The sequence below is a fragment of the Eremococcus coleocola DSM 15696 genome (genome assembly GCF_000428865.1).
GTDB lineage: Bacteria > Bacillota > Bacilli > Lactobacillales > Aerococcaceae > Eremococcus > Eremococcus coleocola.
The window spans coordinates 14,840-37,951 of the sequence record NZ_KE386808.1; the positions used below are offsets into that span (position 1 = coordinate 14,840).

The following is a 23,112-nucleotide window of genomic DNA, read 5'->3' on the forward strand; positions in this document are numbered from 1 at the left end:
GAATAATTTTCGCTTCGTCTGCCCACCCCCGCACAGTTGAGTAGGCCTCAAACAAGTCGAAAGACGCCGTTTGAGGCCACTCAACCACTGCGCTTTTAATTAACGAACAATAATCTTAACTAAATTTATCAAGTTTACGCCCAGCTCTAATTGTTAATTCAAAATTTAAAATGAACGATTACCAAACCTTGTTCTGCCTTTGATATAATAAGGAAAGAGAGGTAAGCGGTATTTTAATGTTTTGAAGTGATTTCTTGCAGTATTCAAGTAGAAGTTTAGACCTGTCGCATAGACACTTTATTAATAGATAGCGTATTGGGTTTGAGTGATGATAGCTTAATAATACCTGCTACCAATTAAGTCTTTATGTCACAACAATTAATGGAGGATTATATGAAAATATTGATAGTTGAAGACGATCAAATGATTCGTGAAGGAGTGAGTGAATATTTAAAAGAATATAATTATTCGGTCATTGAAGCCAAAGATGGTGCGGAAGCACTGTCAAAATTTAATGCTGACATCGATTTAATTATTTTAGACATTCAGTTGCCTATCATTAATGGGATTGATGTTTTGAAAGAAATTCGCACAAAGTCAGATTTACCGGTGATTATGTTGACAGCTTTCGGTGATGAAGACTATAAAATCGATGCGTTTACGAATTTTGCAGATGGTTATATTCAAAAGCCATTTTCATTACCGGTATTAAAAGTTCGTATTGAAACCCTTTTGAAAAAATATTATGGGACAACGGATCAGTTTGTTTACAAGGATGTAGAGGTTAACTTTTTAAATTATACCGCCAAGTTAAAGGGTGAAATCGTTGACTCGAAAGTGAAGGAATTGGAAGTCTTGAAATATTTATCTAGCAATGAAGGACGGGTGGTAACCCGAAGCCAAATATTAGATAATGTTTGGAAAGATTCGGATGAGATACCGTTTGATCGCGTCATTGATGTCTATATTAAAGAGTTACGCAAGAAATTACAGTTAGATTGTATTGTGACGGTGCGTAACGTTGGCTATAAATTGGAGAGATAATGAAAAAATTAAAAATATTACCTAAAATGTTTATTCAAATTTTTTCGGTGCTCATGCTTTTTATTATGATGATTCACCTTTTAGTCTTCTTTATGTTTCCTAAATCATATTTAGAAACCCGCAAATATGAATTGACAGTTAAGGCGAATGAAATAGCTGAACATCTAGACGGCAAAGATTTAAATTACATTACTCAATCATTAGAATTTTTCTCAAGTAGTAATGATATTAAAGCCTTTATAAAAAAAGGGATGAATACGAATGAACTCGCGATAGATGAGGGCATTGATGTTAATTTAAACAGCAATACCAATTCATTAATTGTCGAAGAACGGGTCATTCATTCCAATAGGGGTAGTGACTTGATGATTAACTTTGTATCGACAGCTGATATGTTAAAAGAAGCCAAGTCCATCAGTTTTAAATTTTTACCATTAAGTTTAATTTTTTCAATAGCCGTTTCAATTATCATTGCCTTTATTTATGCCAAAATGATTAAGCGCAATGTAAGTGAAATAAAAGATGTGACCGATCAAATGATGCAACTCGATCGACAGGCGTATTTAAAGGTAAATAGTGCGGATGAAATCGCAGAATTAAAATTACAAATTAATGAATTATACCGATCATTATTAAGTTCGATCGATGATATCGAAGTGAAAAATAAAGAAATCATCAAACTCGAACAGATGAAGTATGACTTTTTAAGAGGTTCGTCGCATGAATTGAAGACACCTTTATCGCGAATGAAAATAATTTTAGAAAATATGAAATATAATATTGGTAAATATAAGAATCGTGATTTGTATATCGATAAATGTTTGGATATTACCAATGAGCTAACATATAATATTTCACAAATTTTAACTTTTTCATCTTTAGAATATTTAAAGGATGATGAGGAATGGGTCACCATTAAATCGGTGTTAGATGCGGTCTTAGTAAAATATGATGAATTAGCCACGCGCAATCATTTGACCTTTGACAGTAACATTCAATCAGAACAACTACTAATTGGCAAAAAAGCACTCAATTTGGTCTTGTCTAATTTAATTAGTAATGCGGTCAAATATTCAGAACCTAATAGTGTCATCGCAATTGATGTCAAAAACGACTGGTTGTGTGTCGCCAATGTGACACATTCTGAAGTTGATTTAAAACCATTAATGGACATCAAATTTGATTTGAATAAAGAAGATAGTCATGGTTTAGGACTATATATCATTAAAACCTTACTTAAAAATTATGGAATTGACTATGCAGTCGAAAATAATGAGCAAACTTTTATTTTTAAAATCAAATTAAGATAAAGTCCATATAATTGTGTAAAAAGAAAGGGTCATTAATCCCTCCATAACTGGTAAATGTTTTTAAGAATAATAAACAAACCAGGAGGGATCAACATGACCCAAGTATATTTTACACTGAATTTATATGAAGGCGATAAGAAATATCGAGCTAGCTTAGCGATTCTTGATGAGGGATTTGAAGACGCCTTTCCTTATCTTAATGAATTGGTTGTTCATTCTAGACTTAAAAGTACCAATTGTCTCGAACGGTTAAATTAAGAGATTAGAAGACGGGAAAGGATTATTCGAATATTTCCTAATGTTGCATCAGCTTATCCTTTAATCGGATCAATGTTAATCGATCAAGACGAAGAGTAGCTAACAGCAGATAGAACATCTATTCAAATGTAATACTTTCATTTTTGCCCTTAAACATTATAATTACTTCTAAGAACCTGTCAAGGGTCGCTTTACTTTTCCCCTTGACCAGAACCTTGCCTGCAATTAGTAGATTTCTAAGGAAAAAATGGAATAAAAAAGTACTAGTTATTTTTACATAATATTATGGACTTGACTAGAAATGTAATGAGGATAAGCATAAACTAAATAGATTTAGTCAAGTTATTGCGCGCTAATTACAAGTGCAGTGGTTGAGGGGGCTCAACTGTGTGGGGGTAGGCCGACGAAGCGAAAAATTACTCAATTTTCTACTTTGGCCAACTCACTGTAAAAACAATGTTTGACTGTTATTTATAATCACCATGTACTTTTAGTAAAACCATTAAATTATGGGGCAACTGGGAATGAAAAACAAACGGTTTTTTTACATTCTTAGTAGCTCCTATTTTATTTATCTAATGGACGAACATATAAGCTTAGGGATATTTATTATCATTAACTATCATACTTTCCTCGTTCATTGACACACAATCTCTCAAAAAGAGGTTTTTTTGACAAAAAATCAGATTCAATCACTGAAAACGCTCAAATTTATTCAATTCTGTCAAAAAAATCACCAATAGTATGACAAAGTATGCATTGTTGAACTATTGTGAAAGCCCTATCTTTGCCATATACTCAAGGTACAGAAAAAAGAGAGGAGCGATTTTGATGAAATCATCACAATCAACAATTCAAAAATTAGGTTCTTACCTAAGTGGTATGGTCATGCCAAACATCGGAGCATTAATTGCTTGGGGTATTATAACAGCCTTATTTATTCTAGATGGCTATTTTCCAAATGAAAACATTGCCGCATTAGTAGGTCCAATGATAAACTACTTAATCCCACTATTAATTGCATTTAAAGGTGGGGAAATGGTTCATGGGTTCCGTGGAGGTGTCGTAGGGACAGTTGCGACCATGGGTGCCATTGTTGGATCAGGTATTCCAATGCTATTAGGTGCTATGATGTTAGGTCCATTAGGTGGTTATGCTATCAAAAAATTTGATGAAGCTTTTGGTGACAAAATTCCGACTGGATTTGAAATGTTAATCAACAACTTCTCAAGTGGTATTATTGGTTTGATTTTAGCAATTTTCTCATTAAATATTATCGGACCTGTTGTTGAAGGTATCAATAACTTTATGGCAGCTGGGGTAGATATTTTAATGAAAGCTAATTTATTACCATTAACCAATATCTTAATTGAACCTGCAAAAATATTATTTATGAACAATGCGTTGAACCATGGTATTTTAACACCAATTGGGACGCAACAAGCTACTGAAATGGGTAGATCAGTTCTTTACTTATTAGAAACTAACCCTGGTCCTGGTCTAGGAGTATTATTAGCTTTTGCTTTATTAGGAAAAGGTTCAGCGAAATCTTCATCTTGGGGAGCTATGATTATTCACTTCTTAGGTGGTATCCATGAAATTTACTTCCCATATGTTTTAATGAAACCTTTAATGATTTTAGCTGTTATTGCAGGTGGGGTTGCTGGTACTTTTACTAACGTAATATTAGGTTCTGGTTTACGTGCACCAGCTTCACCAGGTTCTGTTATCGCTATTTTAGGGATGGCTCCAGAAGGACAACATATTAATGTCTTATTAGGTATCTTAGTAGCAACTGTGGTATCTTTTATTGTAGCAGCGATTGTTTTAAAAATGGATAAGGGTGTCGAAGTTGATTTAGAAGCAGCTCAACAACAAGTTCAAGCAGCTAAAAGTGCTTCAAAAGGTCAAACTGTTAATGAACCAACCACTGCTGTTTCAACGACTGAAGGCAAAGTAATCAACCGTGCTAATATTGACAACATCATTTTTGCTTGTGACGCGGGTATGGGTTCATCAGCAATGGGTGCTTCATTATTAAGAAAGAAAGTAAAAGATGCTGGAATTGATATTGCGGTATCAAATAGTCCAATCAATAGCTTAAAAGATAATGCGCGTACATTAATCATTACGCAAGAAGAATTAACTGAACGTGCTAAAGGAATGGCACCGAGTTCAGTGCATGTATCTGTTGATAATTTCTTAAGTAGTCCAAAATATGCGGAAATTATTGACCAATTGAAATAATAATTTAACCGATAAAAATAAAAAGGAGGGGCAATAATGTTATTTTCTAGACGTGAGAAACAACTACTAGATTTATGGTTATTAAATGCCTCTCCTTTGTCGATTAATTATTTAAGTGAAAAGTTAGATGTATCGACGCGAACAATCTATCGTGAAATTAATAAATTAAGTGAGAGTTTAGAAGCTTTCCAGATAAGCATATTAAATGATTCGGAGGGATTCTTTTTACAAGGATCCCCTGAAGCATTTGTAAAATTGAGACAAGAAGTAGAACAAACAGAAGTGGAACTAACCACTGCCGAAAGACAAACGCTATTAAGTATTTTATTATTGATTCAAAAAGATCAATTAAAAGTAAAGAATATTGCAGAGTATTTTAAAGTTAGTACGAGTACTGTTCAATCAGATTTAGAGGCGATAGAAGATTTATTTGAAGAATACAAAATTCAATTAATTCGACGTAAAAATTCTCAAATTGACATTATTGGTAAAGAGACAGATATTCGATTGATCGTTTCAACCATTATTTCAAATGAGCTAAATGAATATGATTTCTTTAGTTTGTTTACGAAAGAACAGCATTTAAAACTACATAAGTTCGAACAAACGAATCAACGTTTTTTACAATTATTGGATCCTAATGCCTTACATAGTGCTTATCAGGCGATACGCCATAATCAATATTATTCATTTGATGATGTGTCGGATGCACAGCTTCGTGGATTGACGATTTTTCTAACCATTACAATCATGAGGTTAAATCAAGGTCAACAAATTACCAATGAGGAAATCTCGCCCGTGGAATACTCTCATGTTCGCGATAGTAGTATCAAACTGGCGACTTATTTATTCGATGTGTTAGATAATATGAAAGTGGTAGAGTCCATTTCTAAGTTCGAAATCGATTTTCTAGCAATTCATATAGAAGGGATCAATTTTCCTTTTAAAATTGTTTTTTCAGAGGAATATGATATTGAGTTAAGCTATAAGGTTCAGCGTTTAATTCGAGAAGTGTCATCCGAATTTCAAGTGAATTTTACGAATGATGATAATTTATCGAAAAACCTATTGGCTCATTTATCGGCAGCCTTATCACGAAAACAGTTAGCAAAGTTATCAGAAGCGGACTCATTATTGGAAAAAGTTCGCAATGCTTATCCTGTGCTTTCTAAATTGATTGAAAAGCATTTAGCAATCATTTTTGCGCCAATTCAATTTAGTCAAGTAGAAGTGATGTATGTGGTGATTCATTTTGCCTCGGTGTATGAGCGAGAAATGAAATTAGACCGTTTAAATATTCTAATCATTTGTTCAGGTGGGATAGGGACCGCTAAAATATTAGAGAGTCGATTAAGACGGTATATACCGTCAATTCAAAATATTACATTATGTAAATCGTCTCAATTAAATCGGATGCCCATTGAAAGTTTTGATATTATTTTATCTACCATCTTCTTAGATAGTTTTGATGCCGATTATACTGTCGTTTCACCACTATTAATGGAAGATGAAATTGAAGTGATCAAGAAGAAAATTGAGCAGCTTCGCATTCAACTTTCTGAGACAGATTATCCTACAAAATCACCAGAAGCTATCATTGATTTCAATGAGATTTCGACTCATATCGACATTATTAAAGAATTAATTAAACAATTTAAACTGGAGACAATTGATAATGATGCTGAGATGGAAGCAACGATTCGTAAAGTGATCTCGAGCCTTCCAAGAGCATTATCATTGGTTCAATTGGAACGAATAGTTAACAAGCTCGTTGTGCGCCTAGATAAAGGGCCAATTGGCTTGCCTAATACGCGGATGGCTTTGTTCCATACGGTTGATGCTGCGGTTACTAAACCCTATTTTTCAGTGTTTGATTTAAAACAATCACTGGAAATGATGAGCATGAATCGTCAGCCAATGCAAGTGAGCCGTATATTGTTAATGATAGGTCCTGAACCTTTAAGTCCTGAAGATCAAAAGATTTTAGGTTACTTGAGTAGTTCGATTGTAGAATCTGTCTTTAATTTAAAAGTCTTCGATGAAGGGTCAGAGGAAATGATTCGTCACTATTTAAATACGATTTACATCGATTATATGCGAGAATTAATAAAATTGGAGGAATATTAACATGATGAAATTAACAAATGAAACAGTCTTATTAAACCAGTCGGTAGCAACGAAGGAAGAAGCGATTCACTTAGCAGGAGAATTATTAGTTAAAGCCGGATTTGTGTCACCAGAATATGTGGATGCAATGTTAGAAAGAGAAAAAATCGTTTCAACTTATATGGGAAATTTTTTAGCAATCCCTCATGGAACGGATGAAGCCAAAAAACACATTTTAAATTCTGGTATCTCATTAGTTCAAGTACCGGCAGGAGTTGAGTTTGGTAATGGAGATAAACCAGCCAAAGTAATTATTGGAATTGCAGGTAAAGGGGACGACCATTTAGAAGTGTTGTCAACTGTTGCGATTGCCTTTTCAGAAATTGAAGTCGCGGAACAAATTATTAATGCATCGAATGTCGATGAAATTAATGCCGTATTAGAGGGAGTAGAACTATAATGAATGCAGTTCATTTTGGAGCAGGTAATATCGGCCGTGGTTTTATTGGTGAAGTACTATATAAAAATGGCTATGAAATGATTTTTGTAGATATTAATGAAGCTGTTATCGATGCTTTAAATGCTGAAGAAAGTTATCAAATTACAATTTGTGATGATGAGTCACAAAATGTTACCGTAACAGGATTTAAAGGCATTAATAATGGTTTAAATCCTGAAGCTGTCGTTGAGGCGATTGCGGCAACGAACCTAGTTACAACTGCAATTGGTCCTAACGTTTTACCTTATATTGCACCATTAATGGCTAAAGGTATCGAATTACGCCAACAAAAGGGTGTTACCGAAGCGTTAGATATGGTCGCTTGTGAAAATATGATTGGTGGTTCTACATTCTTAAAAGAAAAGGTTTATGGCGAACTATCAGAAGAAGTAAAAGCCTATGCAGATCAATACATTGGTTTCCCTGATGCTGCGGTTGACCGCATCGTACCAAACCAAACGAATGAAAATATTTTAGATGTAACAGTTGAATTATATAAAGAATTAGTCATCAGTGAGTCAATGATGAAACAACCAAATGTTCGTTTAGATGGTGTTAAGTATGTGGTGGATTTAGAACCTTATATTGAACGTAAATTGTACACTGTCAATACAGGTCATGCAACCACTGCTTATTTCGGTTTTGCGAATGGGTTTGATACCATTGACCATGCCTTGGCGAATGAAGAAATTTATCAAAAAGTGCGTAAGACTTTATCTGAAACGGGACAATTATTAATTGAGAAATGGCAATTTAATGCCGATGAACACCAAGCATATATCGAAACGACATTAGAACGCTTTAAAAATCCAGCTTTAAAAGATGAAGTGACACGAGTTGGTCGGACACCCATTCGTAAATTAGGCTACAATGAGCGTTTTATTAACCCAATTCGTCAAGCGAGTGAACGTGGTTTAGCCATTGATGGTTTAATTGATACAGTTGTTCAAATCTTAAAATATAATGACCCTTCCGATGAACAAGCAGTACAACTACAAGCAATGTTAAAAGAAAAATCGGTAGAAGAAGTTATTAAAGAAGTGACCCAATTACAAGATCAAACGATTATTGATCGCATTGTGAAGGCATATGTTGATTAATTTTGTTACTTATCGGTTTGTTTAGTTTAGAGTTCTCAGCCTAATTTTAAAAGCAGTAAATTATTAAAGCCTCCCTCATTCTCAAAAGAGAGTGTAGGAGGCTTTATTGGATTAAAACTATACCTTGGAGTTTTTTTAGTTAGTGACAAGATTAGCGTGGCATTTGTTGATAAAGTCCATATAATTGTGTAAAAAGAAAGGGGCATTAATCCCTCCATAACTGGCACAATGTTTTTTAAGAACATAAACAAACCAGGAGGGATCAAAATGACCCAAGTATATTTTACACTGAATTTATATGAAGGCGACAAGAAATATCAAGCTAGCTTATAATAGTAGCAGTGTTGAATCTAAGGCTAGTCTATGCTATAGTTTGTGCGAGGTAGGTGAGGCTACTGATAGGATATGGGTTACCGCCGCAAAAAAATGGAGACATTATTCGCTGGTTAGCAGTTGTAATCGCTAAGGTTACGACTAGTGTAATTTCACCGCCTATCAGAGCTAAAGCTTGAACTAGGTTTTTAATTGTTTAAGTATTTTTTTGGTCTGCCTTTTATAAAGGGAGACTATTTTTTTCGCCAAAATTTATAATAAAGGAGTGGTTTATTTGAAGAGTGATGATTATCCCCAGGGACAAAGCTACAGTATCATATCAATAGCTTCACCTAAACCTCGAATTTATGATGAATTGAGGTATTGGTATGAAAGGAATTTTAGAACTTAACAAAAAAGAATTATTTGATCTAACAGAAAAATTAAATAGAATGCATGAAGTTGATTTGGCTCATTTTATGGAAGAGCTTGATACAGAAGAAGTCTTATTTATCAGTCGTCTTATTAAAAAAGAACAATTATCAGAAGCTATCGCTGAGTTGGGCACAGATTATAAACAAGCAATGATCGAGCATTTAAGTGATTCTGAGCTTGAGACCGTCATTCAACATCTGGATTCATTCGAATTAGCTGAAACCATGCGTGAAGTACCCGCTAATATCGTTAAACGATTAATCCGCCATATAGATGATAATAGACGCCCGTTAATCAATCAGGTGTTAGGTTATCCAGAAGAAAGTGTCGGCTCTATTATGGGGGTCGAGTTAGTAAAATGTTATGAAAATGATACGTTAGAGACGATGATTGAAAAAGTAAAGACCGCTCAATTTGATGCAGAATATTTACAAGTTATTTGGGTGGTCAATCACAGCCAACAATTACAGGGCTTCATTAATGTTGCGGATCTCTTAAGATATCAAGATCAACCATTATCAGAGTTAATCAAATACGATGTCATTTCCATTAACACATTAGCTGACCAAGAAGAAGCGGCTAAATTCATGAACAAATATCACTTAGCTGTTTTACCTGTTATTGATGAAGAAGGTTGCTTAGTAGGGGTTATTTCAACTGAGACCGTTTTAGATGTTATTGAAGAAGAGTTTTCTGAAGATATCGCCCAAATGCAAGGGATGGCTAATATTGATGAAGGCTATTTAGAAGAGTCTACCTATTCACATTTTTTAAAACGGATTAAATGGCTCTTGATATTAATGATTACCGCGACAATGACTGGTTACATTATTCAAAAATATGATGATATACTTTCAACTAGTGTCGTGCTGGCAGCCTATATTCCAATGTTAATGGATAGTGGTGGAAATGCTGGTGGCCAAGCCACAACGGTTATTATCCGTTCCCTTACTTTAGGTGAATTGGATAGTAAGGATATTTTAAAAATTGTTTGGAAAGAGTTAAGAATTGCCTTAATGGTCGGGCTAACCTTAGCTATCATCAATGTTATTCGAATTGGGATGATGGATCATGTTAGTTTAATGGTTAATTTAACTGTATCACTTAGTTTAATGTGTACTATCGTGATGGCTAAACTAGTTGGGGCTGTATTGCCATTTATTGGATTATTCTTTAAACAAGATCCAGTGGTCATGGCAGGTCCATTGATTACAACGATTGTTGATACTTTCGCTTTAATTATTTATTTTGAAATTGCTAGTCTTTTATTAGGTATTTAAGACTTTATGTCAAGTAGAATTAGTGTTAGGCGATCATACATATGTGACATAAAACTAAATAAAAAAGAAGCGTTACCGAAATAAAGTGATTGAATTTGCGATAAAACATGATAACAATTCAGCAGCGCAAGAAAAAACGGTATGAGTCGCCAGGATGTTAAAAGGTGGCGAGATCGTTTTGACGGGACCTGGGACAGCATCAGAAATAAAAGTCATCGCCCGCATTCCCATCCTAGTCAACATACATTGGAAGAATTGTTATTGATAAAATGGAATAAAAATGTGCTAGTTATTTTTACATAATATTATGGACTTAACTTGTTAGTCATCTAACTTTGTTTAATTTTCTATAGTTCGTGTTTGAGTTATACCGTCTTTTAGCCTAACCAAACCCTAATAGGTGAGATATGTCTTCGATTATATTAAAATAGAAAAATATAGTTTGAAACTGAGTATTATTTCTAAAAGGAGATGTATTATGGGATTATTAGTAGACGGTGTTTGGAAAGACCAATGGTATGATACAAAATCAACGGGTGGTCATTTTGTACGTAAAGATTCACAATTCAGAAATTGGATTACAATAGATGGTGCACCAGGTCTGACTGGTGAAGGTGGCTTTAAAGCGGAAGCTGGACGCTACCATCTATACGTCTCACTAGCTTGTCCATGGGCTAGTCGCACTTTAATGATGCGTAAATTAAAAGGTTTAGAAGATATAATTTCAATCTCTATCGTAAACCCAATCATGTTAGAAAACGGTTGGACATTTGCACCAGACCAAGGTGTAATTCCTGATCCAATCTTGAACGCTGATTTTTTACACCAAGTCTATACCTATGCTGACTCTGAGTACACTGGTCGAGTAACTGTTCCTGTTTTATATGATAAAAAAAAAGATACCATCGTCAACAACGAATCATCTGAAATTATGTTGATGTTAAACTCAGCCTTTGATGAAATTGGTGCTAAAGAAGGCGACTACTATCCAGAAGAATTGCGTGACCAAATTAAAGAAATGGATGACTATGTATATCCCAACATCAACAACGGTGTTTATAAAGCTGGTTTTGCGACAGATCAAGCAGTTTATGAAGAAGAAGTTGGTCATGTATTCGATGCCCTAAAGAAATTAGACAACATTTTAGCTGATAACAAGTTCTTACTAGGCGACAAATTTACTACTTCTGATATTCGCTTATTCCCGACTTTAATACGTTTCGAGCATGTTTACTATGGTCACTTCAAGTGCAATATTAAACATTTAACTGATTTTGAAAATGTATGGCGTTATACACGTGAAATCTACAATATGCCAGGTATTTCTGACACAGTTGATTTCTACCACATCCAACACCATTACTACGGAAGCCACCCGACAATCAACCCGAACGGTATTATTCCAGCAGGTCCTGCAATTAGCTTAGACATTTAGATATAGATAATCACCTGGAGAACGTTTCTATAGGTGATTTTTTGTCTAGGTTCGCCCAGCATGGGCGTTAACTTGGCGGGTCAAGCCCGCTACTTCTAACGCATGTGAGACTGTAATGACTAAAGTCAAACAGTCTCAGCAAGTCTTTGCAGTAGGAACTTCTAGCCAAGGGCAAGGATGTCGGTACCCTATCCTTATATTATTTCAGCAGAGATCATCAAGAATCGCTACGCTTTCCTCCTTGACAAACTCCTTTGAAAGAATAGTTAGTCGTTAGGTCTAGGGCATCAGAAGTTTTAGTATGTGTAACATATGTTTGACAACTCTAGTCCTGTCAAGTGTCGCTTTGCTTTTCCCCCCTTGACAGAACCTTGCCAGCAATACCTTAAAGAGATTAGCAAAAGCATTCGGTAAAAATTTAAAGTTTCTTTTGAGGAACCAACAGAGAACAAAGAAAAGGTAGAGTTTTCAATCGCAGAAGAACCTACAGCATATCAATTGAAAAAAATGAAATACCTCCATTTGGCGAACTTATTTCTCAACAGACGATAGTAAAGCGTTATAAGGAAAGAATATGTTCAAAGAAGGATGGAAGACTTTTTAGGAACTCAGTTGCATTTAGCAGCTTAGTTCTTTTTTTAGTATACGGGTAAGTCATATATCTAGGGTGAAAATCCCTAAGGCACTAGCTATCGGTGATATTCATCATGCTTGCTAAGCTGGACTCAAGCGAAGTAGCGTAGAGAAGAAACGATAAGGAAATCGTGACTTCACCAATAATAAAAAAAAACGACCCTGTCTATAGTGGATAAAACGGTATATCAGTGGCTGAAATCGAACCGTCCATTCGAGCAAACTGGTAAGATATCAAACAACAGACCATCCATCGCAAATGCAAAAAGAACTTCGTGAAAAAAACCGAAATACCACAGGTAGATGGTATTAAGTGAAAATAAGGCAAGCGCATCTGTATAAAAATCAAGCGTATCTTTGAGATTCCAGGTTAGGCGGCTAATGCCTCTATACTAGACTAATATTATGGGGTACCTAATGATTTTCAAGTTTTTGAACTTTATTTTCGATTATCGGGTTAAGAGAATGGGCTTATAATAAAGACATAAATAAATATTTCAAGGAGGCGCATAATCATGGTACAAAGTGAATTGTTGATGAGTTCTGTGTTTATTGCTGGTTTTCTCTCATTTTTCGCACCGTGTACATTTCCCTTATTGCCGGTATATATTGGGCTGTTGACAGATAAAGCAGGAGAATACAATAAAATGACAATCGGAAGGCTAGAGATTAATAAAGGAGCCATTATCAAGACCATGGCATTCGTTCTGGGACTTTCAACGAGTTTCGTTATTTTAGGTTTTGGGGCAGGTATTATTGGAAAATTGTTAATCAATCGATGGTTATTGACGATTGCCGGATTCATAGTATTTTTATTGGGTATTCATCAAATGGATTTAATCCAATTTGAAAAAATAAATCAATTCAATGGTATTCAGGTTAACCATAATAAGCCAAAAGCACTGGGGGCCTATTTAATGGGTGTATCATTCAGTTTAGGTTGGACCCCTTGCGTCGGACCCATCTTAGCCGCCGTCTTAATAACTTCTGCTAGCAGTGGTCAACAATTTTATGGAGCATTCTTAATGTTGGTTTATTCAATCGGCTTAATGATTCCCTTTTTAATCATGGCCATCGCTTCCAGTGCCTTGATGAATCATTTCGAACAAGTAAAGAAACATTTAGTCACCATTAAACGTATCGGAGGATTTTTAGTTGCTTTAATGGGAATTGTGCTAATGAGTAATCAGTTACCAAATTTAACCGCCTTTTTTAACAACTTATTTAACTAGCAAACAAGGAGGAAAAAATTATGAAAAAGAGATTATTATTTGGATTAGTGGCAATGTCAATCGTATTAAGTGCTTGTGAATCAGGAAATCAGTCAAACAATGAAGGAATGAAAGACGGAGAATCGACAAAAATGGAGACGAAGATGGCCGGAAGTGAATCAAAAGACATGATGGATGACGCATCAGACGACATGGAATCGGAATCAATGATGGATAGTGCCACAGACAAAATGGACGAACCGGAATCAGACAAAATGGATGATAAGATGGCCGGAAGTGAATCAAAAGACATGATGGATGACGCATCAGACGACATGGAATCGGAATCAATGATGGATAGTGCCACAGACAAAATGGACGAACCGGAATCAGACAAAATGGATGATAACATGGCCGGAAGTGAATCAAAAGACTTGATGGATGACGCATCAGACGACATGGACGAAATGGAATCGGAATCAATGATGGATAGTACCACAGACAATATGGACGAATCGGAATCAGACAAAAAGGATGACAAGATGACCGAAAGCGAATCAAGCAAAAAGGATGATACCATGACTAGCGAAAAAATGAACCAAGGTGAATTAGCACCAGATTTCAACTTACCAGATATAGACGGCAATATGTATAAATTAAGTGACCAAAAAGGTAAGAAAGTATATATAAAATATTGGGCTTCATGGTGTCCGATTTGTTTAGCTGGCTTATCAGAAATAGATGAGCTTTCAAAAACGTCAGAAGACTATGAAATTGTAACGGTCGTTTCACCGGGGCATAATGGCGAAAAGAATAAAGAAGATTTTATCAAATGGTTTAAGAGCTTAAACTATAAAAATATAAAAGTTTTAGTAGATGAATCAGGCAAATTCATTGAAGATTACGGCATTCGTTCAACACCGACCAATGTGATTGTAGGTTCAGATGGTGTGTTAGTAAAAGTTGTTCCAGGACAATTAAATAAAGAGACATTAGATCAAATTTATAAAGAAGTTCAGTAGGGAGGGGTAAAAATGAAAAAAATACTTTTATTAATGGTATTGGCAGCGACTTTATTAGTTACAGCGTATATAGTCAAAGCAAATACAACTCATAATGAGCTGGCAAATAGCGAGATGACCAATAAGGAGATGACTCATAACGAGATGAAAAATGACGATACGAGGAATAAAATCGATGAAATTATCACCCAACAACAAAAGAAATCAGCGGATGAAAATCCAAATGATGCAGTAGACTATTCAAAAGCAGAATTAAAAACAATCTATTTAGCTGGTGGCTGTTTCTGGGGAGTAGAAGCCTATTTAGAAAAAGTATATGGAGTGGCCGATGTAGTAAGCGGTTATGCCAATGGTGATACAGAAAATCCAACTTATGAGGATGTTTCCTATAAAAATTCCGGACATGCAGAAACAGTAAAAGTAGACTATGACCCAGCAAGAATCTCATTGGAACAAATTCTAGACTATTATCTATTAGTGGTAGACCCTACCAGTATGAATAGACAGGGAAATGACCGAGGTCTTCAATACAGATCGGGTGTATATTACACGGATGAAAGTGAAAGAAAAATTATTGAAGAGCGATTGAACAAAGAACAAGCAAAATATGAAGATAAAATCGTGGTAGAAGTTGAAAAATTAGACAATTTCTATGAAGCGGAAGAATACCATCAAGATTACTTAAAGAAAAATCCTAATGGCTATTGTCATATTGATATTTCAAAAGCCAATGAAGTAATCATTGATCAATCGAAATATCCAAAACCATCAGATGAAGAGTTAAAGAAGAAATTAACAGACGTTCAATACAAGGTTACACAAGAAAATGATACTGAACATGCCTTTTCAAATGAATATTGGGATAATAAGGATAAAGGCATTTATGTTGATGTCGCAACCGGGGAACCTTTATTTAGTTCAACCGATAAATTTGACTCTGGCTGTGGTTGGCCATCTTTCTCAAAACCGATAGCCAAAGAGGTCGTGACTTATCATACGGATTTAAGTTATAATATGAAGCGAACAGAAGTTAGAAGTCGCTCAGGAAATTCGCACCTAGGTCATGTGTTTGAGGATGGACCAAAGGAATTGGGCGGATTAAGATATTGTATCAATAGTGCTTCCATTCGCTTTGTACCTTTAGAAGAGATGGAGCAAGAAGGATATGGCTATTTAACCCATTTAATAAAGTAGGTAAATATGTATAAATTATTAATTGCAGATGATGAATCCATCATCAGAAAAGGGATAAAAAAATTAGTTAACTATGACAAGCTCAATATTACGGAAGTTTTAGAAGCTGAAGAAGGACGAGAAGCCATAGACTTGGCTAATACGCATCAACCTGATATTGTTTTGATGGATATCAATATGCCTGAAATGGATGGATTAACCGCTGCAAAAATAATTAAAGAAAATAATCCTAATGTCTATCTGATTATTCTGACGGGATATGATTACTTTGAATATGCCCAAACAGCTATTCGGGCAAAAGTTGATGAATATCTATTAAAGCCTATTTCTAAAAAAGACATTGAATATATTTTGAAAAATGCGATCGATAAAATTGATCACCTAAGAAAAGAACAATCCATAAAAAATATAGAGCAAACTGAAACGATCGAAATTGATGAGGAAAATAAGCTAATCAAGGAATATGTTGAAGAAAACTTATTTAATATGGATCTGTCCTTGAATCAAATGGCCGAAGATATTGGCTATAACAGCAACTATTTAAGTGTGCTCGTTAAAAAAATCTATGGGATTCCTTTTCAAGATTATATCAATAAGAAACGAATGGAAAAGGCGAAAATTCTGCTTCTTTCAACGGATATGAAAAATTATGAAATAGCTAAAACGATAGGAATTGACGATGTAAATTATTTTTTGACCAAATTTAAGAAATATTACAGTATAACGCCCAAGCAGTTTAAGCAAGGATTAACCGATGAAAAATCATCTGAGAAAATTTAGCACAAAAATAAGTGTTTATTTCTTCGTTATTTCCATATTATTGGTAACGATTTTGTCGTATCGCCATTACACCTATTCTGTCACTATCTTAAAGGACAGCAAGTACCAACAAACAGAGCAGCAATTAAAAAATGCTAGCACTTATATTTCCTCTTATTTAGAGAAAACAAAAGGTATTTCAAGTGTATTAGCCATGACACCCGAAATTGAAAATTTAGATCAGTCCAGTAGCGATTCAATTCAAAACATCATTGATTTAATCGAACAAAATGACCAATTGATTAAGAGGATATTTGTCATCTCAAAAAGTGGTAATTTGATTTCATCATCTGCCAGCGATTTTGAATTGTCGGATAATATGAATGAGTTGGAATGGTATCAAAACCTCCAAAAATCAAATAACATGGCCATGGTCACAACGGAAAATCATAAAGGATTTTCAATGAATAAAACCGAGCGCGTTATATCCATTAGTCATCAGATCGTCAAAGATAAGAAAGTGCTGGGGTATGCCGTGATTGATCTGTCCTATAAATTGATTGAAGATTATGTATCAGCGATTAATTTTGGTGAAAAAGGGTATACTTTTATTACCACTTCAGAAGAAAAATTATTATTCGACTCCAATCAGATGGATACCAGCTCATTGGTAGAACAAGATAAATATTTACAACTGATTAATAACAGAATGAAATCCTTAGATGAAGGGTTTGTTGGAGCGCATGTCTACATCCCCAATACCGACTGGTTACTCGTAGGCGTTGCTTCAACCGAGCAAATTGAGGAGCTTCAAAAGAAATTAATTGAAAATACAGTGACTTGGTCTGTGATTATCTTAATCTTAACGGTGGCTCTATCCATCCTTATTTCTCAATGGATTAGTAAGCCGATTACAAATTTAGCTGAAGAAATGAAAAAGGTCGATGAGATATTTTCAAAGATAGAGCTTGAAGACAGCGATTCGATTGAAATTCATACCTTAAAAAAAGAGTACAATTTATTGTTGGATCGAATTAAAATACTGACTAAAAATATCGAAGAAAAAGAGAATGCGAAAAGAAATTTTGAGTTGAAAGCTTTGCAGAGTCAAATCAACCCACACTTTATTTATAATACTTTAGACACGATTCTTTGGCTTATCGAATTTGGTGAAAATGAAAAAGCAATTGAGGTCACGAAAGCACTAGGAATGATTTTAAGAAGTAGCTTGAGTATTAATCAAGATTTCATCCCTTTAGCCAAAGAAATAGAGCATGTTCAAAATTATATGGACATCCAAAAAGTTCGCTATGACGATAAGTTTGAATACCTATTGGAACTCGACCAAGCTACACCTGAAATAATGGTCCCTAAGTTAATATTGCAACCCATTGTAGAAAATGCCATTTATCATGGCATCAAGCCTAAAAAAACAAAATCATTCATCAAAATTACTTCTTATATTGAGAATGAAGACTTGATCATTAAAGTAGCAAATAATGGTGTAGACTTTGAAAGAGACCATCAAAATCGGATCAAAACGAAACTGGGTGGCATCGGAATGAAGAATGTGGAACAGAGAATTAAGATTCTTTGTGGCAACCAATACGGTATCAAAATGTATCGACAAGATGCGCTCACTATAGTGAAATATCGATTGAGTTTATAGTAAAGTATTCGAACTTTTAGGCATAACTTTTTAATTAGTTGAAGGATGTTCATGAAAGACTAAGCAACGAAATGTTGTTTGGTCTTTTTGTTATATATATAGGGTTTATTTGTATTCTGTTATCTTTGATAAAAAAGATGAATGAAGGTTAGAAAAAATTAATAAAGCCCTAATTTTTGCAAAATCTGGACGAAAATGTTATTGACTTGGTAGTTGGCTTGGTATATACTCAATTCATAATATTATTAGGAGGGTATTGTTGTGGTAAGTAAAAACAATAAAAAGTTATTACGAGAAAAACAATCAAACAAAGTGTATAAGTACGCAATTAAGCGTATGACGTTCGGCGTTGCATCGGTTGCAGTTGCTGCTGGATTGTTATTCGCAGGCGGTACGATTGCAAGTGCAGAGGAGGCACCAGCTGAAGGTACACCAACTGAAGAAATTTCAGCTGTGGAAACAGAATCAGGTGAAGTGAATGGATCAACTATCGGTTCTACTGATGAACCTACCACTGTTTCAACCGTATCTAATGGGGAAGAGCTAAAAGAAGAACCGGCTCAAGATACATTAGAAGATACGCAAGATTAAAATACAGTAGAAAATACGCAAGCTCAAGATACTGTAGGACAAAATGAGGATGATAAAGACTTTCAATTATCCGAAGCACAAAAAGCACGTCTAAGAGATGCGGGCTACACCGATCAAGAGATAGCCAGTATCGAAGCTGAAGCAAAAGCTAATAAAGCAGCTGATGAAAACTTTGATGTGGATGCATTTATTGAGCAAAAAGTTGCTGCAAAAAAACAAATTCAAACGCGTAGTGCAGAGCCAGAACTTGAACTAAGCGAAGAAGCGGAAAAAGAAGCCGTTGAAGCTGAGAATGGCCAGGTTAGTACCGCTACAAGAGAAGCAGCGGCACCAGAAGAATCAGACGTAAACAATGAATCTAGAGATGCTGTTCACGCCTTTGTTGGTGTACAAACAGGTGGGGACTTAAACCTCCCATTATCAGGTGCAACAGGTCAACAATTCACACCAATTGAAGGAGTAAGAGGTTTCTTCCAATGGTTTGAAGACGGTGGATATGTATCTCCAATATATACTGCGGTATCCGATGAAAATGGCCGACTTAACATTGGGGCAAAATCATATATCGCAGGAGACGGTAAACTTATTAAATTTGACGCAGACCCAACAGTATCAGCTGGTAATGAAAGATACCGTTTCTGGGTAGATCAAGCTACCATTCCAGAAGGTTACCAACTCCAATATATTACAGGTGAACAAGTTGTATTCCCTGATCAAGGCTTGCCAATTACCCAAGGTGGATCAGGTTCAGACACACCTAAAAACACCCATGAAAACTGGAAGATTCTTTTAATGCAAAAGCCAAAGGCTGAAATGCACAGAGAAGATGCTAAAGAAACACCAGTACAATCTGATACCGGTGGCTATATGACCGGTACGGTTTCTTGGGACTACAGTTCAGGGATAGGTGGTGTTCAGTGGAAAACTGTTGCTACCCATATCACTCCAGCTCCAGATGTCACCGTTAGAGCATCTTATCTATCTGACTATGCTATGAAGCAAATTTATAGCGCTGAAACAGCTAGACTCATGGGAGTATCTGATGCATCTAAAATCAGAGGACGTGGATGGACATCAGCCCAAGAAGCAGAACTACAAAAGTGGGTTAAAGAACAAGTAGCTAAAGACCCTACAAAATGGATAGCAGAAACTGTGACTGCCAAGACGAATGCAGAAGGAAAATACATCCTTCAATTTAACGGTATTTGGGGAGCTAACAGAAACGCTGATGCAGCCAAAGAATACACATATAAAGTAGGCGATCGGTCAAGTGGAAATGTTTGGAATAAATGGACCCAAGAGCAAATAGATAGGCTTGGAAAAGTTGCCGAAATAGCAAACGATGGTTCTTTTAATTATACAACTTCAACTAATAACGTAAAACACATCAACCACGACTGGATGTTTGTATCTACGGATGAGACAGATGACCTACGTGTCATGACTCCTTACAACAACAACTATTACACAGCCATGAACTCTGACTGGGGAATTCACTCAGGATGGTCAGGAATAGGCGTTGGTGTTGGTGTTTCAAACGTAAATGTAAGCACACTAAGATCAGACTTCGTATTAGGGATAAACAATGTTAACTTCAACATTACCAACTACGACTCTGGTGCTAACACAGCCTTACCAGGAGATGTGGCAGAAACTAAGACAACAGGTCTGCCATACTCGAAGACTTCTGAGAGATTTAGAATTGTTTGGTATGACCCAGCAGGGAACATCGTTAAAGAAGGTAAGGCAGTTCAACCAAATGGAACAGGCCAAATCCCATCAGAACCTTTTGATACTAAAGATGTTAAGAAAACAACAGAATTTACAGCTAAACTTATTAAAGTTGATAAAAATGGAAAAGACAAGGAAGTGCTCGCTGTTGACTCTTTTGTCGTACAAATTTCCAACCTAATTGCATCAAGATATGATGAATATAAAATTGAGCATCCGAACCCTGAAAAGAACGCAGTGTACGAAGCAGAAGGTCTTCCAGAAGGTCTTTCTATCGATCCAACAAATGGTACTATTTCAGGAAAACCAACCAAGGCTGGTGAATATTCTGTAAAAATACTACAACGATCCAAGACGAAGCTGGAGAAATCAAGGGTTCAAGATATTACACAGCCCTAATAACAGACTCGCCATTAGTAGATGGAGTAGTAGGACAAGAATATAACCAAGAAGTTAAGCCACAAGCAATCGAAGGTTATGTATTTAAGAATGTTACATCTAAATTCATAGACGGAAAAGCAATCGACGGTCTAACAATAGAAAATAACCAGATCACAGGTACACCTACAAAAGAAGTTCCAGCAACCCAAACAACAGATGATGGAGCCATGGGACCAAACGTAGAAGTAACTTATGATATCTACAAGGTAAATGATAAGGGCGAAGAAGTTCTAATCAAAGAAGGCCACACTGACAAGGTTCCATTATTAGTAACAAAAGAAGGTGAAGCTACTAAATATGATCCATCATATACAGCAGTAGATGGTAAAGTAGGAGAAGAAGCAACAGTAGCAGCGCCAACATTTACTGATAAAGAAGGAAATCCAGCTACACCAGAAAACGTAACATACGAACTAGGTGAAGGCGCTCCAGCAGACGCAGTAGTTAATGCTGATGGTAGTGTAACTTACACACCAGTTGACGGAGATGCAGGAAAAGCTGTAAATATTCCTGTAGTAGTAAAATACTCAGATGGTACAACAGACAATGCGACAGCAACAATTAATGTAGCAGCAAAAGATACAACCGCACCAGTCATCACAGCAGACAATGTTACAGCAGTAGAAGGTAAAGAAATCACACCAGTACCAGTAACAACTGATGATGAAAAAGCAAAAGTAACAGTAGAAAATCTACCAGAAGGCTTAAAATACAATCCAGAAACAAAACAAATCGAAGGAACCGTACCAAAAGCAGAAGACTGGGGAGATAAAGAAGAAAAAACTGTTACAGCAACCGTAAAAGCAGTTGATGAAGCAGGCAACAAATCAACCAAAGAAATCACAGTTACAATCCAAAGAGATAAAGACGGTGATGGTACACCAGACGTAACAGATAAAGACGATGATGGTGACGGCATTCCAGATGAAGACGATGAGAATCCAAAAGTAGCTGATGAATTAACCCTAACAGTTACCCCAGAAACTCAAACAAAAATTGAAGGCAAAGATGGAACAGAAATTGATCCAATCAAAGCTGAATCCAACAAACCTGGAGCAACAATTACAACAGACAATCCAAACCTAATAGTAGGCGAAGATGGTACAATCACAGGCACTCTACCAAAAATCGAAGATTGGGGAGATACTGAAGAAGAAAGAACCATCGAAGTAAAAGTAACCTCAACAGTAGAAGGCGAAGATCCTGTAGAAAAAACAGTTACAATCACCGTCCAAAGAGACACCGACGGTGACGGAGATCCAGACGTAACAGATAAAGACGATGATGGTGACGGCATTCCAGATGAAGACGATGAGAATCCAAAATTAGCTGATGAATTAACCCTAACAGTTACCCCAGAAACTCAAACAAAAATTGAAGGTAAAGATGGAACAGAAATTGATCCAATCAAAGCTGAATCCAACAAACCTGGAGCAACAATTACAACAGACAATCCAAACCTAACAGTAGGCGAAGATGGTCAAATCACAGGCACTCTACCAAAAATTGAAGATTGGGGCGACGATGAAGAAGAAAGAACCATCGAAGTAAAAGTAACCTCAACAGTAGAAGGTGAAGACCCTGTAGAAAAAACAGTTACAATCAAAGTCCAAAGAGATACAGACGGTGATGGTACACCAGACGTAACTGACGAAGACGATGATAATGATGGAGTATCTGATGAAGATGAAAAAGAAGCTGGAACAGATCCAAAAGATCCAGATTCTAAGCCAGAAACTCCAGTAGAAAAAGACGCTGACAAGTATGATCCAACTGTAGAAAAAGAAGAAATCGAAAAAGGTGGAAAAGTTGACTTAACCGACAACGTAACCAAC

Annotated in this window: 15 protein-coding genes, 2 pseudogenes and 1 riboswitch; all 17 genes and pseudogenes read left to right on the forward strand. The window is 35.8% G+C overall.

Annotation, left to right across the window (positions count from 1 at the left end):
- Window positions 1–393 precede the first annotated feature (393 nt).
- Complete coding sequence (locus G396_RS0109090) at window positions 394–1,044, forward strand: response regulator transcription factor (protein ID WP_028125789.1); 651 nt, start codon at window positions 394–396, stop codon at window positions 1,042–1,044.
- Complete coding sequence (locus G396_RS0109095; protein WP_028125790.1) at window positions 1,044–2,354, forward strand: sensor histidine kinase; 1,311 nt, start codon at window positions 1,044–1,046, stop codon at window positions 2,352–2,354. The genes G396_RS0109090 and G396_RS0109095 overlap by 1 nt, the downstream gene beginning before the upstream one ends.
- 123 nt (window positions 2,355–2,477) lie before the next feature.
- Window positions 2,478–2,711, forward strand: a pseudogene (locus tag G396_RS12045) (transposase); the annotation flags it as partial.
- 732 nt (window positions 2,712–3,443) lie between these two features.
- Window positions 3,444–4,853, forward strand: a pseudogene (locus G396_RS0109105) (PTS mannitol transporter subunit IIBC); the annotation flags it as partial.
- A 42-nt stretch (window positions 4,854–4,895) separates the two neighbouring features.
- On the forward strand, window positions 4,896–6,986 hold the full coding sequence (locus G396_RS0109110) for a BglG family transcription antiterminator (RefSeq protein ID WP_028125792.1): 2,091 nt from the start codon (window positions 4,896–4,898) through the stop codon (window positions 6,984–6,986).
- A gap of 1 nt (window position 6,987) precedes the next feature.
- Entirely contained in the window at window positions 6,988–7,425 is a 438-nt protein-coding gene (locus G396_RS0109115) for a PTS mannitol transporter subunit IIA (protein ID WP_345917263.1), read from the forward strand.
- The gene (locus tag G396_RS0109120) at window positions 7,425–8,564 is read left to right on the forward strand and encodes a mannitol-1-phosphate 5-dehydrogenase (RefSeq protein WP_028125794.1); all 1,140 of its coding nucleotides are present in this window, start codon (window positions 7,425–7,427) and stop codon (window positions 8,562–8,564) included. Before G396_RS0109115 ends, G396_RS0109120 begins: the two co-directional genes overlap by 1 nt.
- A 371-nt stretch (window positions 8,565–8,935) precedes the next feature.
- Window positions 8,936–9,092, forward strand: a riboswitch (M-box (ykoK) riboswitch).
- 173 nt (window positions 9,093–9,265) lie between these two features.
- Window positions 9,266–10,591 carry a magnesium transporter gene (mgtE, locus tag G396_RS0109130; RefSeq protein ID WP_028125795.1) on the forward strand — a complete coding sequence of 442 codons (1,326 nt, stop codon included), beginning with the start codon at window positions 9,266–9,268 and terminating at the stop codon, window positions 10,589–10,591.
- 478 nt (window positions 10,592–11,069) lie between these two features.
- Window positions 11,070–12,026 carry a glutathione S-transferase family protein gene (locus G396_RS0109135; RefSeq protein ID WP_028125796.1) on the forward strand — a complete coding sequence of 319 codons (957 nt, stop codon included), beginning with the start codon at window positions 11,070–11,072 and terminating at the stop codon, window positions 12,024–12,026.
- A gap of 1,148 nt (window positions 12,027–13,174) precedes the next feature.
- Complete coding sequence (locus G396_RS0109140) at window positions 13,175–13,891, forward strand: cytochrome c biogenesis CcdA family protein (RefSeq protein ID WP_028125797.1); 717 nt, start codon at window positions 13,175–13,177, stop codon at window positions 13,889–13,891.
- A gap of 20 nt (window positions 13,892–13,911) precedes the next feature.
- Complete coding sequence (locus G396_RS11880) at window positions 13,912–14,892, forward strand: redoxin family protein (protein ID WP_248623934.1); 981 nt, start codon at window positions 13,912–13,914, stop codon at window positions 14,890–14,892.
- 12 nt (window positions 14,893–14,904) lie between these two features.
- Window positions 14,905–16,086 (forward strand): bifunctional peptide-methionine (S)-S-oxide reductase MsrA/peptide-methionine (R)-S-oxide reductase MsrB, encoded by a 1,182-nt coding sequence (gene msrAB / locus G396_RS0109150; protein WP_028125799.1) that lies wholly within the window; start codon window positions 14,905–14,907, stop codon window positions 16,084–16,086.
- Between the two features lie 6 nt (window positions 16,087–16,092).
- Entirely contained in the window at window positions 16,093–16,866 is a 774-nt protein-coding gene (locus tag G396_RS0109155; protein ID WP_028125800.1) for a response regulator transcription factor, read from the forward strand.
- The gene (locus tag G396_RS0109160; protein ID WP_028125801.1) at window positions 16,841–18,514 is read left to right on the forward strand and encodes a sensor histidine kinase; all 1,674 of its coding nucleotides are present in this window, start codon (window positions 16,841–16,843) and stop codon (window positions 18,512–18,514) included. Before G396_RS0109155 ends, G396_RS0109160 begins: the two co-directional genes overlap by 26 nt.
- A 261-nt stretch (window positions 18,515–18,775) precedes the next feature.
- On the forward strand, window positions 18,776–19,105 hold the full coding sequence (locus G396_RS0109165) for a YSIRK-type signal peptide-containing protein (protein ID WP_028125802.1): 330 nt from the start codon (window positions 18,776–18,778) through the stop codon (window positions 19,103–19,105).
- 177 nt (window positions 19,106–19,282) lie between these two features.
- Entirely contained in the window at window positions 19,283–21,235 is a 1,953-nt protein-coding gene (locus tag G396_RS0109170) for an Ig domain-containing protein (RefSeq protein WP_028125803.1), read from the forward strand.
- A 209-nt stretch (window positions 21,236–21,444) separates the two neighbouring features.
- Window positions 21,445–23,112: Rib/alpha-like domain-containing protein (locus tag G396_RS11635; RefSeq protein ID WP_028125804.1), on the forward strand; the 1,668-nt coding region annotated here is incomplete at its 3' end.

What these genes read in the sequence shown, in the direction of transcription:
- mgtE (WP_028125795.1), top strand. Translation starts at nt 9,266, where the DNA reads ATGAAAGGAATTTTAGAACTTAACAAAAAAGAATTATTTGATCTAACA.
- G396_RS0109135 (WP_028125796.1), top strand. Translation starts at nt 11,070, where the DNA reads ATGGGATTATTAGTAGACGGTGTTTGGAAAGACCAATGGTATGATACA.
- G396_RS0109090 (WP_028125789.1), top strand. Translation starts at nt 394, where the DNA reads ATGAAAATATTGATAGTTGAAGACGATCAAATGATTCGTGAAGGAGTG.
- G396_RS0109120 (WP_028125794.1), top strand. Translation starts at nt 7,425, where the DNA reads ATGAATGCAGTTCATTTTGGAGCAGGTAATATCGGCCGTGGTTTTATT.
- G396_RS0109110 (WP_028125792.1), top strand. Translation starts at nt 4,896, where the DNA reads ATGTTATTTTCTAGACGTGAGAAACAACTACTAGATTTATGGTTATTA.
- G396_RS0109160 (WP_028125801.1), top strand. Translation starts at nt 16,841, where the DNA reads ATGAAAAATCATCTGAGAAAATTTAGCACAAAAATAAGTGTTTATTTC.
- G396_RS0109115 (WP_345917263.1), top strand. Translation starts at nt 6,988, where the DNA reads ATGATGAAATTAACAAATGAAACAGTCTTATTAAACCAGTCGGTAGCA.
- G396_RS0109155 (WP_028125800.1), top strand. Translation starts at nt 16,093, where the DNA reads ATGTATAAATTATTAATTGCAGATGATGAATCCATCATCAGAAAAGGG.
- G396_RS11880 (WP_248623934.1), top strand. Translation starts at nt 13,912, where the DNA reads ATGAAAAAGAGATTATTATTTGGATTAGTGGCAATGTCAATCGTATTA.
- msrAB (WP_028125799.1), top strand. Translation starts at nt 14,905, where the DNA reads ATGAAAAAAATACTTTTATTAATGGTATTGGCAGCGACTTTATTAGTT.
- G396_RS0109095 (WP_028125790.1), top strand. Translation starts at nt 1,044, where the DNA reads ATGAAAAAATTAAAAATATTACCTAAAATGTTTATTCAAATTTTTTCG.
- G396_RS0109140 (WP_028125797.1), top strand. Translation starts at nt 13,175, where the DNA reads ATGGTACAAAGTGAATTGTTGATGAGTTCTGTGTTTATTGCTGGTTTT.